18 protein-coding genes are annotated in these 16,248 nt (G+C 45.4%); 4 read left to right on the top strand and 14 right to left on the bottom strand.

From position 1 onward, the window contains the following. Positions 1 to 67 precede the first annotated feature (67 nt). Positions 68 to 1,432, bottom strand: coding sequence for a uroporphyrinogen decarboxylase family protein (locus GKG43_RS08615; RefSeq protein WP_129878984.1), 1,365 nt, complete (start codon positions 1,430 to 1,432; stop codon positions 68 to 70). A gap of 30 nt (positions 1,433 to 1,462) precedes the next feature. Next, on the bottom strand, positions 1,463 to 2,458 hold the full coding sequence (locus GKG43_RS08610; RefSeq protein ID WP_173020089.1) for a radical SAM protein: 996 nt from the start codon (positions 2,456 to 2,458) through the stop codon (positions 1,463 to 1,465). 335 nt (positions 2,459 to 2,793) lie between these two features. Here GKG43_RS08610 and GKG43_RS08605 point away from each other — a divergent pair, with 335 nt between their 5' ends. The 4 genes from GKG43_RS08605 (at position 2,794) to GKG43_RS08595 (ending at position 8,684) form a co-directional block, all read left to right on the top strand. Beyond that, positions 2,794 to 5,439, top strand: a complete 2,646-nt coding sequence (locus tag GKG43_RS08605) for a pyruvate formate lyase family protein (RefSeq protein WP_129878983.1) — start codon at positions 2,794 to 2,796, stop codon at positions 5,437 to 5,439. Between the two features lie 10 nt (positions 5,440 to 5,449). Beyond that, positions 5,450 to 5,698 carry a hypothetical protein gene (locus GKG43_RS22915; protein ID WP_147324098.1) on the top strand — a complete coding sequence of 83 codons (249 nt, stop codon included), beginning with the start codon at positions 5,450 to 5,452 and terminating at the stop codon, positions 5,696 to 5,698. A 308-nt stretch (positions 5,699 to 6,006) separates the two neighbouring features. Next, the gene (locus GKG43_RS08600; protein WP_162149284.1) at positions 6,007 to 7,680 is read left to right on the top strand and encodes a PucR family transcriptional regulator; all 1,674 of its coding nucleotides are present in this window, start codon (positions 6,007 to 6,009) and stop codon (positions 7,678 to 7,680) included. Positions 7,681 to 7,724: 44 nt separating this feature from the next. After that, the gene (locus tag GKG43_RS08595; RefSeq protein ID WP_025657082.1) at positions 7,725 to 8,684 is read left to right on the top strand and encodes a glycyl-radical enzyme activating protein; all 960 of its coding nucleotides are present in this window, start codon (positions 7,725 to 7,727) and stop codon (positions 8,682 to 8,684) included. 160 nt (positions 8,685 to 8,844) lie between these two features. Here the strand turns inward: GKG43_RS08595 and GKG43_RS08590 are convergent, their stop codons facing one another. The 12 genes from GKG43_RS08590 to sppA form a co-directional block, all read right to left on the bottom strand. Next, positions 8,845 to 9,960: a glycosyl hydrolase family 18 protein gene (locus GKG43_RS08590; RefSeq protein ID WP_129878981.1), complete on the bottom strand. Its 1,116-nt coding sequence runs from the start codon at positions 9,958 to 9,960 to the stop codon at positions 8,845 to 8,847. A 219-nt stretch (positions 9,961 to 10,179) separates the two neighbouring features. After that, positions 10,180 to 10,734, bottom strand: a complete 555-nt coding sequence (locus tag GKG43_RS23320; protein WP_243125836.1) for an ATP-binding protein — start codon at positions 10,732 to 10,734, stop codon at positions 10,180 to 10,182. Further along, on the bottom strand, positions 10,722 to 11,150 hold the full coding sequence (locus GKG43_RS23315; protein WP_243125835.1) for a histidine kinase dimerization/phospho-acceptor domain-containing protein: 429 nt from the start codon (positions 11,148 to 11,150) through the stop codon (positions 10,722 to 10,724). Before GKG43_RS23315 ends, GKG43_RS23320 begins: the two co-directional genes overlap by 13 nt. Before the next feature lie 9 nt (positions 11,151 to 11,159). After that, entirely contained in the window at positions 11,160 to 11,357 is a 198-nt protein-coding gene (locus tag GKG43_RS08580; RefSeq protein WP_129878980.1) for a hypothetical protein, read from the bottom strand. 170 nt (positions 11,358 to 11,527) lie between these two features. Then, entirely contained in the window at positions 11,528 to 11,740 is a 213-nt protein-coding gene (locus GKG43_RS08575) for a helix-turn-helix domain-containing protein (RefSeq protein WP_129878979.1), read from the bottom strand. 12 nt (positions 11,741 to 11,752) lie between these two features. Next, entirely contained in the window at positions 11,753 to 11,968 is a 216-nt protein-coding gene (locus tag GKG43_RS23685; protein WP_347561995.1) for a hypothetical protein, read from the bottom strand. 121 nt (positions 11,969 to 12,089) lie between these two features. Beyond that, positions 12,090 to 12,473 (bottom strand): FtsX-like permease family protein, encoded by a 384-nt coding sequence (locus GKG43_RS08565; protein ID WP_129878978.1) that lies wholly within the window; start codon positions 12,471 to 12,473, stop codon positions 12,090 to 12,092. Between the two features lie 22 nt (positions 12,474 to 12,495). Then, positions 12,496 to 12,693, bottom strand: coding sequence for an ATP-binding cassette domain-containing protein (locus tag GKG43_RS23310; RefSeq protein ID WP_243125833.1), 198 nt, complete (start codon positions 12,691 to 12,693; stop codon positions 12,496 to 12,498). Next, complete coding sequence (locus GKG43_RS23305) at positions 12,600 to 13,127, bottom strand: hypothetical protein (RefSeq protein WP_243125840.1); 528 nt, start codon at positions 13,125 to 13,127, stop codon at positions 12,600 to 12,602. The genes GKG43_RS23310 and GKG43_RS23305 overlap by 94 nt, the downstream gene beginning before the upstream one ends. A 2-nt stretch (positions 13,128 to 13,129) precedes the next feature. Next, on the bottom strand, positions 13,130 to 13,573 hold the full coding sequence (locus tag GKG43_RS08555) for a LytTR family DNA-binding domain-containing protein (RefSeq protein WP_202976922.1): 444 nt from the start codon (positions 13,571 to 13,573) through the stop codon (positions 13,130 to 13,132). Positions 13,574 to 14,076: 503 nt separating this feature from the next. Beyond that, positions 14,077 to 15,102: a tRNA preQ1(34) S-adenosylmethionine ribosyltransferase-isomerase QueA gene (gene queA, locus GKG43_RS08550; RefSeq protein ID WP_129878977.1), complete on the bottom strand. Its 1,026-nt coding sequence runs from the start codon at positions 15,100 to 15,102 to the stop codon at positions 14,077 to 14,079. A 19-nt stretch (positions 15,103 to 15,121) separates the two neighbouring features. Continuing rightward, on the bottom strand, positions 15,122 to 16,129 hold the full coding sequence (gene sppA, locus GKG43_RS08545) for a signal peptide peptidase SppA (protein WP_129878976.1): 1,008 nt from the start codon (positions 16,127 to 16,129) through the stop codon (positions 15,122 to 15,124). Positions 16,130 to 16,248 lie beyond the last annotated feature (119 nt).

Genomic DNA, 16,248 nt, shown 5'->3' with positions numbered 1-16,248 from the left:
TTGGGTATACCTCATTCTGCTGCTTGGCTGCAGACCCGCCCGTTAGGGCCTGAATTACGGAGTGCCCTTAGGGCATAACAGCCTTGATTGCTGCCTCCAATTCTTCTTTCGCAGGTACAAGAGAACGAAATTTTAATTCACCGTTGATATACATAGACGGAAGGTTCGGAACTCCCATTTTCTTGCAGCGTGCAATGTTCTCCTTGATCGTAAACTTATACTCGATCATATCAATTGCGTCACCGAATGTCTCCTTTGCCTCATTGGCAGCGCCCATCATATACGTACATGCCGCACATGTTGCGGAATCCAGTGTAAATACTTCCACAAGCGGTTTCTCCAAATGCTCGTAATCCGGCAGTTCTACTTCAATATCCTCGTCTGCAGCCACATAGTTTTTCAGGATTTCTCTTACGGAGTCCGGCTCGTGGATTGCCTGTACTACACCGATTGTGTTCTCAACAGGAACAGCATACGGCATATCACAACCCGGAGCAAGGATGAAGTTTTTCTTGTTCGGCATATTATCCAGAAGGTCGATCACGAACTTCATATTATCCTGCTGTGTACCGTGCAGCATGACCGTTGTCAGCGGGATATTTCCGCCAAGCGCCACGTTGTACTTATCCGTGATCGCCTTTGCTGCAAGCAGATCCACGTTCTCATCGATAGAGATGGAATCAGGGCCTGTCTGGCACATTACCTCGATGTTCCTTGTCGCATCGCCGCATACAAAGAAGGAAGACAGTGCGCCCAGTTCTCTGATATGGTCAAACAGCTTCTTGAACGGTGCGCTCATGAACATCTCAAAATGATCGGAAGAAATCTGTGAAATCAGCGGATCCACTACTGCGATCACATCCATACCTGCTTCTATATAATATTCGGCCATCTTCATAGCAATCGCATCACAGTATTCCATGAATTCAATCACGGCATCCTCATCGTCGTACATATCCATGAAAATATCATTGCCGCGCAGATGTGTTGCCAGTGTAAAAGGTCCGCAGATCAGGCCGTATAATGCAGTTGTGTCGCCGACCGCTTCTTTCATACGCTTCATAACGTCCATGATCATAGGAATACGACCGGATTCTTTTGTCGGAATGGTGCAGTAGCAGGGTGTCTCCAGCTCCTCTTCTCCTTCCATCGGATGGCTGGCTACAGACGGCGGAGCGTCGTCCGCCCACACCAGATTACATCCCAGGCATTCCGCCTCAACCTGCAGGTCAAAGATAACTGGCTGTCCCGCCGGTTTATACAACTTATTCACTTCCATCAGAGATTCAAACAGTTTGTCTCCGTCCTGGAGCACTTCCGTAGCTGTATAGCCCAGAAGGCTGCCCGCATGCACGCCTGCAAATGGTACCCATGCCACCTGGTCTGTCTCCTCGTGGTGCAGTGTTTTGATAAGAATTTCTTTCTGGTTCATTTTGTTTCCTCACTTTCTTTTTACTATATTTCATGATCCACATGTATCATAGTCTGCCTGTGCAAGCATTGCCCTGACTTCGGGTATGGAACAGCCCCGGTTTGTCCCGGTTTCAATGCTGCAGTCCCTTGGGTTAATTCCGATCTCCGCATACAGCTGGTTTACGCCCGCGAGCAGCGCCATCTGCTTCGGCTCATGGACATTCATAGACTGTTTGGGCCTGGTTACCAGCCTTGCCGCAGCGACAATCTTGGTCAGTTCCAGATCTGTAATCTCTCCTTTATCAAAAAGAGGGGTGCCCGGCACGCCTACCCGTTTCATACAGGCCATAACATTTACACCGTATTCTCTGGCGCGCAGCATTTCATCTGCAATCTGTTCGTATGTATGTTCCGGTCCGATCGGCTCTACACAGTAGATCAACTCCAGGCCCGCCGCTTTAATGGCATCCAGAGTCGCAATTCTCTGCTCCTTTGGAAGATCCGTATCCTGTCCCTCGTTCATTCTGACAATATGGTAAACGCCTGTGTATCCCACTTCCTTGAGCCGCTTTGCCGTTTCCAGTCCAAAGTCACCAATATTGGCAATAAACATCATCTCCGGTGTCAGCAGTTTTTTCACTTCTCCGGAAACCTCCAGAAATCTCTCAACCCCGTAATCCGCCGTGGTCATAAGAAACAGGGCGTCCGCCTTCTCCTCCACTGCCCTGGAGGCTTCTGCAAGTATGTCTTCCAGCGGCTTTTCTGTTTTATCCTCTACTACAAAACTATCCCTGGCAAGGGAACAGAACTTGCAATTCCCGGTACATGGCGCACTATTGAGCCCAATCTGTGCAAATACATATCCCTTTCTTCCATACTCTCTTCTGGAGAGTTCATTCGCCTTAGCCAGTAATGCATAAAACTCCGAAGAATGACTGTCTATACTAAGAAGTTTTACTGCATCGTCCTTTGTCAAATCCTGATTCTCATCAACTTTCCTGAAGATTGCTTCAAGCCCGTCGACATGATTAGAAAAAGAAATCATCACTATGCCTCCTATCTGTTCTGAATTCATAGTAAGATTTCTTTTCTTTTATTTCTTGCAATTTCTATAGCTAAATTGTGATTTTTTTAAGGTGTTTTAAAATACTCTATATTCTATCATGCGTACTTATTCTTAGAAGTTATCTATTGAGTGCACACTGAATAGATAATGAATTCTTTTAGTAACAAAAAAGTGCGGTTAATTTTGTTGCTGACAGATATATAGTTTAGTGTTGATATATTGTATACTTTTACGTAGATAAGTTAATGTATGTTGTGCAATTTTAACACAAACACACCATAATCAAAAAGATTTATAAAGGAGGAAGAGTATTTATGGAAGCAACAACAAATGACCAGTACTTATGTTTCACCTGTGGCACACCCCCTGAGGAAGTAGAGGACCGTGAGGTAAAAAAGAGTGCATGTCCCCGTGCGAGAAAATTATTGCAGGAATTTTATGATGCAAAGATTTCTCTTGACACAACGTTCCCTTACTGGTACACAAGAACCTGGATGAAAGAAGAGGGGCAGCATCCGCTGGTCCGCCGCGGACTTGCAATGAAGAGTGCATTCTCCCACCTTGAGGCAGCAATCCGCCCTGATGAAATATTAGTTATGAGCCGTAATAAGTATGTCCGTGGCGCCAGTATCACTCCATGGACAGCAAACGAGTTTCCTCTGAGCGATGAAGAGCGTGCAAAGAAAGACAGCAAGAAGGCTTCAAATAAGGCTCTTGAAGAAATTACGATTCTTGCAACCGGCGGCGGCGTTGTTTCTGAAAGCACCCCGGAGGTTCTCTCTATGGCACGCCGTTATGGTATGCGCGTTGAAGAACATGCGGCTTTGATAGAAATTTGCCGATACTGGCAGAACAAGTCTGCCGAGGATACATGTTGGAAGTGGGGTACCCTGCATCCCGAGTATGATACCCTTGTTAATTTCAAGAATGCTGTCCTTATGGCTGCCGATATGGAGTACGGCAACCGTCACGGACGCAGTGTCACAAACTACCAGATCGTGTTTGAAAAAGGCTTCCAAGGTATGATTAACCGCTGTAAGGAACTGATTGCTGCTAATGTGGGCGATGGTACTGCAGTAGATAAAGTTGCTTACTGGCAGGCTACAATTTATGCAATCGAAGGCGTACAGATTTGGGTTCGCAAGTATGCCGCTGAAGCAACCCGCCTTGCTTCTCTTGAAGAGGACGCAGAGCAGAAGGCTGTATACGAGGCCATGGCAGCACGCCTTGAATGGATTTCATCGAATCCGCCACGTGATTTTATGGAAGCCCTTCAGCTCCACTGGACCTGCCAGCTTGAAGTTTACAACGAAATGCAGGGCTCTGGATTTTCTCCCGGACGCCTTGGCCAGGTTCTCTATCCCTACTGGAAAGAGGATATTGATAACGGCAGAATCACCAGAGAGCAGACTCTTGAGGTTCTCGAATGTATGCGCGTTAAATACACGGAACTTGAGATTGCAACCTGTGCAGGTACCACTGGTATACTTGCAGGTAACACATTTAACAACATCTGTCTCGGCGGTGTCAAGCCTGATGGCTCCAGCGCCGAAAACGAACTGGAATACTTATTCATCCAGGCAGCAATTAATTGCCCTACTGTTTCTCCAACTCTGTCGATTATTTATGACGGCAGGCTGTCCAATACTTTCCTGCAAAAGGGGATTGAATGCAACAAGACCGGTTGTGGTATGCCTGCCTGGGTAAGCAACCGCGTCGGCATTGAATACTGTATGAAGAACCATTCATGTGAAGGGATTACTCTTGAAGATGCAAGAGCATGGAGTATAGGCGGCTGCCTTGAGATCCAGCCCGGCGCTGTATATGACAACAAGATTGGCGCAGGTTCATACAGTTCTTCAGGAATCAATTTCATTAATGTTCCAAAGGTTCTTGAACTGGTACTTTTTGATGGTGTAGATCCCAGAACAAATGTCCGTGTATTTCCGGCAACCGGCAAAACATACGAAACATTTGATGAACTTATGGACACCTTTAAGGCATATTTCAAAAAGGTGATCCAGATTTTTGAAGAAACTTATAATATGAAGGTATCTGCAACGTTTGAGCTTGACCAGCCGTTACTTTTCTCTGCACTGTCTGCTGACTGCATTGAAAAGGGAGCCGATATTGACCATGCGGGTTCTCGTTACAACCGCTGCTTCACAACATGGATTACCGGTCAGGTTAACACAGCAAACTCTCTTGCATCTATAAAGAAGAATGTGTTTGACGACCATGCATTTACACTTGATGAGCTTAAGGATGTCTTACTTAACAACTTCGGATTTATCAGTGCACTGGATACGGGAAACTTCTCCATGATGGAGCAGACTAAGGATGTTTCTAACCCTGACTGGGAAAGAATACACGCTTTGTGTATGCGCGCGCCTAAATTCGGAAATGATGACTCTTACGTTGACGATATCTATGTCCAGGTAGCGGACTGCTTCCTGGAATCCGTGGAAGAGATTACTGATGTATTCGGAAACAAGTGGTGTGCATCTATGCTGTCTGTAGGTACCCACGGACCGCTTGGCCAGGCTGATATCGCTTCTGCGGACGGCCGGCTTGCAGGCGTTACTTTGGCAGACGGCGGCCAGTCACCTTACCCCGGCACCGACCAGAATGGACCTTACGCTGTGCTTAGTTCTGCAACTGTAATCGACCATACAAATTTCAAGAATACTCAGCTGAACATGAAGCTGCATCCTGCATCAATTAAGGGCAATATGGGTTCTGCGAAGATGCTCGATATGATTCGTTCCTTTATGGATAACGGCGGCTTCCATATCCAGTTCAATGTTGTTGATTCCCGTATGCTTAAAGATGCGCAGGACAATCCGAATAATTATCGTGATCTGCTTGTCCGTGTGGCAGGGTTCACGCAGTATTGGTGCGAAGTTTCCAAACCTATTCAGGATGAACTGATTGCCCGTACAGAATATGAAGAAGTTTAAGGAGGATAATATGATGTGTGATAAATGTAAGGATTGTGCCAATCTGTCTGCCCGCGATGTGTTTAACGGTGTATGCATAATCAGCAAGGAAACAGTTTCTATTGACGCTCCTGTTTGTAAAAAATTTTTACGTGCTAATAAGTGCAAATATTGCAGCAAATATATCGTATCTGAGAAGGATCCCAATCTCGGCACATGCGACGGCGATATGGTTTACCCGGATCTCGGCGGCTGCGAGGATTTTACTCCTGCAGAATAAGGTATATGTTTCTAACTGTTCGGTACAGGACTGTGCATTCCCTGCACAGTCCGTACGGAAACATCAGATACGCAGCAGCAGGCCCTCTTGCCAAAAACGATTTTCATAGGGTACTTTTCCAAGAAGAAAAAAATCAGGTTAATAAAGGCATTTATTTTTTCTTACTTCCGTTTTCTTTAAATAATGATATAATATCTTATATATATCGGTACGTTGTAACAAAAATAATCAACAGGCAGTCCATGAGACCGTGTACTGGATTGTCGGTTTATTTTGAGTACATTATTATATCAGAAAGAGGAAGTATTATGCCACCAAAAGTAACTGTAAAATTAGTCTTAGAAGAACCAGAGTTGCAAGGAGCCCTTGTATTAGCCGGAGAGGCAGGCTTAGACCGTGAAGTGAAGGCGGTGACAGTGGCAGAAATTCTCGATATCGCCTTTTATTTAAAGGGCGGAGATTTTGTACATAGTGTTGCATCTTTTATGGATGAACACAGTGAGAATCAATTATCCGTTGAGGCCTTGTGCGAATGGACAAAAAATTTAATAGATCACGGCGCCAGCTGCCTTGCTATTAAAACGAAGCGGTATTTAAAAGAAATTCCGGCGCCTCTGCTGCAGTTAGGCAATGAAAATGATTTTCCCATCATTGAACTGCCCCCGGGAGATACGCAGAATGATGTAACGCAATGCGTTTTAAGAGTTGTTATGGAGGCGGAAGAGCAAGGTAAGAATCGCAGTTTAACAGCTCTTTCTAATCTACATGATGCCGTGGTTAATGGGGCATCCATCGTTGATATATCACGAATATTTGCAGGTTATTTGAACAATCCGGTTTTAATCGAGGATCATGAGTGGCGTTATGTGACGTGTTGCGACAATCAATCAGCAGGAGCTGCCGAAGCCTTGCTTGCCCGCCGACGGGAAGAAAATCTGCAGGTGATAGTAGATCATATTGTTGGCGAGTCATCCATCCGCACTCAAGTGGTCATGGATAATAGAACGATTTGGCAGGAAACATGGCCAATAATATTCAAAGAAAATGTCATAGGTTATTTCAGCATTTGTGAATATGAGGGGGCAATAACATCCGAGAACCGTCAGCTTGTCGAGCGGTGCCTTGATATTCTGGCTTTGACAATTTATCATCATCAAAGCTATATTGACAGTACTGCATGGCATACCGGAGAAGTATTTTTACAGGCTCTTTTGGCGGAAAATTATCAAAAAGAAGTTGTCAGCTATTTTGCTCAAATGATGGGCTTCGATGAACAGAAGAATATGTCAGCAATCGTCATAAGTCCGATCAGCAAAGCACAGAAGGAGCAGCTAAACAGTAAAAACTGGTCTAAATATCATTATTTCACAGAGTATGCAATTCACAGCATACAGAGTTTCATTGCGCAGAAGAATTTCAAGGTTATTCTGGGCGGCTATTACGGATTCCTTGTAGTATTTGTTGATACTGGATCTAAGGGGATTCGGGACATGAAACAAATTGGTATGTCAATTTGGGAATCATTAACTGGCGGAAGAATGAAAATGGATGTTGTGATGGGGATTGGATGCATAGGCAAGGGAATCCACTCTTACCGTGAAAGCTGTTTGGAAGCGCTTGATGTTGTGCGTTGTATCCGCAGGTTTGGTCTGAAAGAAAACGTGATGTGTTACGATGAACTTGGGCATTATGCTCTGCTGAATTCTATCCTGCGTAAAGATGAGGCTGCACTGCGTTATAGCCAAACGGTGCTTGGCAAATTATATAATGACAAAGATGCGGAAGAGTTGGTAAGTACACTTAGTACATATCTGGATAAAAATTGTAGTTATATAGAAACAAGCCGTGCACTTTATCTGCACGTTAACACAGTAAAATACCGCATTAAACAAATACAAGAACGGTTGTCAGTAGATCTTTCCACCCAAGACGGTCGGTGCAGCATTTGGTTAGCCTTAAGCATTGACCGTTATCTAAAGTGATATTGTTCTGCATGGTCTCCGTTCGGGAAGGAATCGTTTAGAAAATGAAACTCAATTCAAATAACGAGGCTGTCATTTTTGATATCCAGGGTTTCTCGGTGCATGATGGTCCTGGAGGCCGGACATTAATATTTTTTAAGGGCTGTCCGTTAAAATGTTACTGGTGCTGTAATCCTGAGAGCCAGCAGCTGCAGCCTCAGCTAATGTATCGTGTTAGTAATTGCGTTAACTGCTACGGTTGTGTAGGCAGGAATATCTGCCCGCATAATGCGATTTCCCTGCCAAAGCAAAAGGGGGAGCATGTCTCATTTGACCGTAATAAATGTGACAGCTGCGATACAATTGAATGTTCTGAAAATTGTTATCATGAAGCGCTAAAAACGGCCGGTAAAGTATACACGATTGATGAGATTATGCACCGAATAGAAAGGGAAAGCCGTTTTTGGGGACCGGGAGGCGGCGTGACTTTAGGAGGCGGCGAGGTTGCCGTGCAGTATAAGTTTGCTGCTGAGCTTTTGCGCCGCTGCCATGAGCGTTATATCAATACCGCAACTGAATCCTGCAGCTTTGCGCCATGGCCCCATCTTGAGCAGATTTATGAAAATGTAGACTGGGCATTTACCGACATAAAACATATGGATACCGAAAGGCACAAGGATGCTACTGGGGTTGGCAACGAGTTGATTCTTGAAAACATAGCAAAAATTGCCGAGCTTGGCCACAAGGGTAAACTTCGCCATATCGTACGGATACCTATCATTGATGGTTATAATTCTGATGAAGTTAATATTGTAAAAACGATTGCTTATATAAAAGAGATCGGAACGAAAGAGGTTAATATTTTACCATTCCACCGTTTGGGGGCCTCCAAATATGAGCAGCTTGGCCGTATATATGACTGCCGCGATATGACTGGCTGCTCTGAAGATATTCTGCATCGTATTCAAGTACAGTTTCAGACGGCAGGATTAACCTGTTATGTCGGCAGTGATACTCCCTTCTAAACTTATCTGCCACTGTTTTATCTGCAGGGTTTAGCAGGGAAAGGATATGAGATGTAATGGACAGTATACGAATTTTCCTTGTTAGCCTATAAAGTAAAAATAAGCCAGCCCGCTCTGGTCAGAAAACAGGGTTGGCTTATTTATTCGTGCTGATTATTCCTTATTTTTCCAACAGCAGCCAATTCGCCCGAAACGGCCGCATCAGATTCCAGTACCCCACCCCCAGCAGCTCATAATCCCTCGCCAGATTCAGCTTTGCCTCGATGCTCCTCACATCCTCAAACCAGACTTCATGTGCAATCCCGTTCCTTGTATAGTTAAAGTGAGGGCTTTGTGCAAGATCATCGTATTGTATAGATACCCCGTTTTCTGCTGCAATGTGCACAGCCTCCACATTACCGATCAGCCTTGCCTTGGTGATCCCTCTTTCATAGGGCAGCGCCCAGTCATAGGCATAGTTGGGAATCCCCATCAGTATCTTTTCCTTTGGTATCTGTGTCAGTGCATACTCCACCACCTGGCGCACCTTATTCAAAGGCGCCACAGCCATAGGCGGTCCGTATGTATAGCCCCACTCATATGTCATTAGAAAAACATTGTCCGCATTCGCGCCCAGAAGTGCATAGTCCATGCCCTCATATAAAAGGCCCGGCTGACCGGTGGAAGTCTTGGGCGCCAGCGCAACAGATGTCTTATATCCCTGTGCATTCATAACTTCCCGCACTCTGCCAACAAATTCCGCATATGCAACCCCATTTTCCGGAAGGATATACTCAAAATCAATATCCACTCCTGAATACCCCCTGTCCTGTACGGTGGACAGCAGGTTGTCGATTACCCTCTGCTGGATCACTTCATTTTCCACCAGCACTTTCACCAGCTGGTTATTAAAAGCCCCTCCCGAAAACGGTGTCAGTACCAGCAGCGGCTCAATACCGGCCTCCCAGGCTGCCTCAATCATCCAGAGATCGTCCTGCGGAGGCGGCACAAGTTCTCCCTCAAATGTAAAACCATATGAAAAGACCAATAATTCATTCAGGGCCGGGAACGCCTGTTCCAAAATATACGGCTCCACAAATGGATATGCATATCCCGTGACTAACATATCTCCACGCATACTCGCAGACTCTTCCGGCTGCAGGATAAGGAGTGCCTGCCCGATCACCAGCTGATCCTGGCTCGCCAGCTGATTGTCATATACCATTTTCCAGACGGGCACACCCGTCTGTGCTGAAATGGAAAACAATGTGTCTCCCTGTTTCACAACATAAATCACAAAATCACCCCCTATGTAATAACATATGAGGGTGATTTTTTATTTATGCCCAAAGGGCATTCCGTAACTTATGCCCTGACGGGCGGGTCTGCAGCAAGCTGCAGAATAATGTATGCCGAAAGGGTATCCCACGACTGTCTTATTTGTATTCGATTCCCAATACTCTGCAAAGCGTTGACTGCAGCACGCTTACATCAATTGGTTTTGCAACATGCGCCGTCATTCCGGCATCCATTGAGGCCTGGGCAACCCATCCGTTTTTACAAGGGAACTGGCTCCATACATTTCCAGGAGCTCACGGAGGATCTCCGCATTGATTGCATTATCCTCGGCTATCAAAAAACGGCGGCCTGCAAGGAATGCAGTATGGTCTTTTCTTTCTCCCCCATCGTCAGGATTCACAGCTGCTCTGTCCGGTTCCCCCACCTTTTCACATTCCAGAGTGACCTGAAATACAGTTCCCTGGTGCTCTTTGCTCTCCACGGTTATGACACCGCCCATCAGATCCACCAGACTCCTTGTGATACTCAGCCCCAGCCCGGTTCCTTCGACACATGAAGTATAGCTACTGCGGGAAAACGGCTCAAAAATATGTTCCAAAAACTCCTTCTTCATCCCCACGCCTGTATCTCGAATTGTAAAGCAGTACTGGACATAACCATCCCCCCGTACAGAAGACAGTTCTTCCGCCAGAAATACAACCGAACCGCCTTCCGGAGTAAATTTAATCTCATTACTCAGAATATTAATAAAGATCTGATTTAGGCGCAGCATATCGCCATAAACCCGAAGTTTCCTATGCCCTCAGTCTGCATATGAAACTGGATTCCTGCCGCCTTCGCCTGGGGCTCTATGATCGCTGCCAGTTCATCCATCAGTTTTGGCAGATAGATTTTCATTCTTACAAGGGCAATCTGGGACCGCTCAATCTTGCTCATATCCAGGACATCATTGATCAGACTCAGTAAATGCCTGGATGATATTGATATCTTTTTCAGGCAGTTCGATACTTTGTCCCGGTCGTCAATATGTGCACATGCCAGAGTAGTCATCCCCATGATCGCATTCATCGGAGTCCGGATATCATGACTCATGGCCGAGAGGAATTCGCTCTTCGCCTGGTTTGCCTCCTCGGCAAGTTTTTTCTCTTTTTTTCTTATAGTATTCTTTATATTTCTGCTTATTTCCATCCTTCATACTTATCGCTCCAAATTCTGATATCCAGTCTTCAGCATTTTTTTTAATAACAATAACTCTTCATCGACTACACGGTCAGTTCCATCGAACTCCGCAAATTCATCCAGTATATATTGCAGTGAATTCATCACAAAGGCCACCATCCGTTTTTCCCGTTCCGTATATTCCGTCTTTGTCCCATACTCTTCTACTTCTCCCAAAAACCGTTCAAAAAGCTGGTTGTTATTTGTTCTCAGATAATAATGTTACCGCTTATCCAGGGAGCACTTTTCAAACTGCTCCCAAAAGGCCTTCTGAAGCGGCTCCATTTCCAGAATTTCTTCCATCTTCACATCCCGGTTCAGTTGTTTTCCCAATGCCTCCTGCTGTTCTAAAAACTTCTGAAACATATAATCTGTAATATAAACAACTCAGTCTTTGAATCAAAATAGCAGTAAAATGATCCGATTGAGATATTTGCCTTTCTCACAATCTCCCGGACATTTGCATCATGATAGGAATGCGTGGAGAATTCCTCCACTGCCGCTTTTAGAAATATTTCCCGCTTTTCATCTGCAAGATTAAAAAAAGTCATTTTTGGCATTTTTTGCTCCTTTTACCGTTTGGATCTCGGATCCAGCGCGTCTCTCAGTCCATCACCCAGCAAGTTCATAGCCAGAGTCATTAGCATTGAAGGAATACAGGTAAAAATGTCTACCAGTCTCATGATTATATTATCCAGCCCCTTTTGTACGATCCCGCTTAACTGATATGCCTCTATTCCCAGATCACGGTCATAGTAGATATGACGCTGCTCCTGCTTTTTGATCATGGTTTGTTTACCTCCTAAATATTGGATTAGATGATTATAACATGTAGGATTTGTTTTTTCTTGTATAATATGACACGATGAATACAAGAGAGGGGCTGCCTTCACGACGCCCCCCTTTTCATCATAATGCAGAGATCTCATTCAGGTTCCTCTTTCTACAAACCCGTGATATCCCTATTGAAAATACGATTTCAACCATCTGATAGATTACATTCAGGAAGACAAACAGCATCAGTATTGCGTTTACATGAATCCCAAAAGGCATATAGTCCTGAATTGCAATCGACAATGATTTCTGAACAGCTCTCGCAGTCAAAATGCCTGGAATAAGCGTTATCATCAAAGCAGCCCACACAATGGGACGGTAAATATAAACCAGCATTTTTCGGATTTCCTTCTGACTGTATCCCAAAAGCCTTAAGATGGACATATCCCTCTGATTGTCCTGGAAATTGAGATACAGCGCAAGGAACAGCAGTATACATCCTATAATCGCGCCAATCACCTAGTTTATGACTGCACTCGTTTTATTGGAGGTAGCATCCCGCTGAAGCATCTGCTTCACCTGTTCTTTGCTGATTGCCGTACCATCTTCTGACACCGGGCTCAAAAAGGAGCCGCGGGCTTTTGATCACAGCCCGCGCGATAGAGGTTCTCTGCTGCTGTCCCCCGGAGAGCTCAGCAGGAAACTTATGCAGCAAATCTTCCAACTGGAGAATGCGCACCAGGCGGTCTTCAGCCCGGAAAGAATATTTAACAGGGTGCTTTTCCCGGAACCGCTGGGGTCCAGGATGGCGGTGAATGTATTTTCATGGACTTTTGTCCGGTAGAGATCGGTAAGATAGCCAACCAGATAAATCACGAAAACCATAATGACTAATACCCATACAGGAATACTCTGATACCAGTGGAATGCGGCGCCCAATAACAGTGTGGCAAACAAGGTATAGCTGATATCCAGCATAATTTCAAAAAACGGATTTTGGATATTCCGCCTGTGGGTCACAAAAAATCCCAAATGCATCAAGGTACTTAGCACTGCAATCTCAAGAATTGTATGGATAAAAACGGCTTTTCCGCCGTACAGCAATGCGACAACAGAAAGGGCAAGCACGATAATCCCTGTAGACGCCATAATATGAATCACTATTTTTTTCATCTCTATGTCCCCTCCTGTAATTTACGTTTAATATCAGCCAGATATTTTCTGGTAACATTCAGCCCCTCCCCGTTTTTTAATGTAGCTTCCATACGGCCATTTAACAGAGGGCGTACAAAGTCCAGCACATGGATATTCAAGATGCATGATTTACTGATCTGTACAAACCCATCCGGCGACAGAGTTTCTAATAACTGATACAGGCGCACGTCTGTACAGTAAACTTCATTTTCACAGTAGACAAAAGTACGTTTATCCACGCTTTCGATGTAGTAAATATCTGAGGCATTGAGCAACTTCTCATTCCCGTCAGCGGTGCATCTGATTTGGGTATCTGCTGACCGGACCAGCGAAATGAGCCTTGTTACATCCTGGTTCATTTCCGGATATTTTATGGAAACCTCGATTTCTTTCTGGGTTGTATCTTGTTCCAGCTTGAGTAACAATGTAGTACCTCCTGCTATTTATGAAATTAGATCCGGAGTCATGGTACGCTTATTTTGTGGATATCGCATTCTAAAGATACGATGCTTTATATATGGCGGACATCTGACGGGCAGCATACGGCTTAAAAGAAGTATACACATCGTCCGGAGAAAAGGCAATTGGGAAATAACTGACTTACATAAGGATATGACTGACTTACATAGGGAATTGACCTGAACATAAAAACGGCTGCTCTTCATAGCGAAGAAGCAGCTGTCTCTTTACTATTTTTTTTCAATTCTTTTAGTGAAAAATCAAGAATTTTCTCTTTTCTTTCCACCAACATTGTAAAATAAAATCTTTTTTGCAGTCCGCTAATAAAGGGAGTTGTTTCCAGCAGTGTCTGTATCCGGCTGATATGAATTCTGGGAACAATCCTCTTTAAATCGAGATTTTCGGTAATATCCAGAGTACACCTCCAGTAATGCTGCGCCTTTGCAGGTTTTTTACCTCTAATTTTTACTCACACCACGAGCATTGCATCGCCAAAACTAAAAAATCTGTACCCCTCCCTGACCGCCTCCTCATAAGCCGCCAGCACATGCTCCCTGCCCGCCAGTGCAGACACCAGCATAATCAAAGTAGATTCCGGCAGGTGGAAATTCGTGATCAGTCCATCCAGCACCTTAAACTGATACCCCGGATAAATAAAGATTTCCGTCCAGCCGCTGCACGCCTTCAGCCTTCCATCCTCCCCTGACGCAGACTCTATAGTCCTGCAGCTGGTCGTCCCAACGCAGATCACGCGTTTTTTCTGTTCCTTTGCACGGTTGATCTTATCCGCAGCATCTTCATCAATGAGATAGAACTCGGAATGCATATGATGATCTGTAACTTCCTCCACCTTTACAGGCCGGAAAGTCCCCAGCCCCACATGGAGTGTTACTCTGGCAATATCCACGCCCTTTTTTCCGATATCCTCCAGAAGCTGCGGGGTAAAATGCAGCCCGGCCGTAGGCGCAGCAGCAGAGCCTTCATGCACGGCATATACCGTATTATACCGCTCCTTATCCTGCAGCTGATGTGTAATATAAGGCGGAAGCGGCATCTGTCCCAATCGGTCCAGTATTTCCTCAAAAATACCTTCATACTCAAAATGTATCAGCCGGTTTCCCTCGTCCACTACATCCACCACTTCGCCCACCAGGATACCATCCCCAAAACTGATTTTCGTCCCCGGTTTTGCCTTTCTGCCCGGTTTCACAAGGGTCTCCCACACATCATTTTCTTTCCGTTTCAGCAGCAGTACCTCTATCTTTGCATCCGTGCCTACTTTGGAGCCGATCAGTCTGGCGGGTATCACTTTGGTGTCATTGATCACCAGACAGTCCCCTGGGTTCAGGTATTCGATTATGTCTTTGAAATGCCGGTGTTTCGTCTCACCGGTCTCTTTATCCAAAACCAGAAGTCTGGAACCGGATCTGTCCTCCAGCGGGTCCTGTGCGATCAGCTCCTGCGGCAGTTCATAATAAAAATCACTTGTTTTCAACTTTAAATCCTTCTTTCTGCTATTCGGGAACCGTCTGCCCTGCATAGGACATCAAGACGCCGCTCCCGTATTTTTCTGTCAGACTGCTCAACACCTGCATATCCGATTTTGGCAGGATCTCTTCCGCCCTGCCAAAAAGAGAGGCCAGCGCCGGCTCTTTCATATCCGGCTGGTAAAATGTAGTGTTTCCAACCTCATACTGCATTTCCACAGCCAAATCCTCAAATGTGGTGATCTCATCGATCAGGCCGTTATCCAGGGCCTGCTGTGCGGAATAGGGGCGTCCGTCAGCCAGTTCTCTGACCGCTTTTTCGGGCATCCCCCTGCCCTGGGCCACCGCGTCAACGAATCGGTCATATTCTTCCTCAATAATATCCCGGTAAATTTTCAGCTGTTCCTCGTCGGGACTGCTCATGTCTTTGTTGTCCCCGGTTGTCACACTGTAATACTTGATCCCCAGCTTCTCATACAAACCGGACAGATCGTAGCCGGACATAATCACCCCGATGGAACCCGTCAGGGTTCCTTTATTCGCACCAATCCAGTCCGAGGGCGCGGCAATATAATAAGCGGCGGAGGCGCCGTAATGGTTCATGTATGTCCATACCGGCCGTCCCGTTGTGTCTTTATACTCTGCAATCTTGTCATAGAGTTCCACACCTTCGTAGGTGGTTCCCCCCGGTGAATCCACATCCAGCAGAATTCCGCTGTTATTAGGGTCATACATCATGGCGTCGATATAGTCCATCAATGCCTGATGCTGGTAGCTCTGCGGCTGGTCGAACATACCGGTCCTGGCCTGCGGTTCGATTGTGCCGTAGACACTGACAATCCCCACATACGGCTCCGTTGGGAGCGTGATTGACATATTCCCTCCTGTCAATACCCACTCCGAGGATTCCTGCGCAGAAGGACCCGCCGTATGAAATAAAGTTCTCACCACAAGCCTGACAAAAACTGCCACAATCAGGATTGCAGCCACAACAACTGCAACAATAATCTCTGCAGTATGATTTTTCTTTTTCATATGATCTGCCTTTCTTCTATAAATATATAGAAAGTACAAAATGTGTTTTAAATTCACTGCGCCCGTCTGAAAACCCCGTCAGGCGGGACACTCAGCCGGGCACATGGATGATTTAACAC

It is taken from the genome of Eubacterium sp. BIOML-A2 (assembly GCF_009680135.1).
GTDB lineage: Bacteria > Bacillota > Clostridia > Lachnospirales > Lachnospiraceae > Faecalicatena > Faecalicatena contortus_B.
Note: the sequence above shows the minus strand (reverse complement) of the source record. Positions and strands in the feature narration are given on the sequence as shown.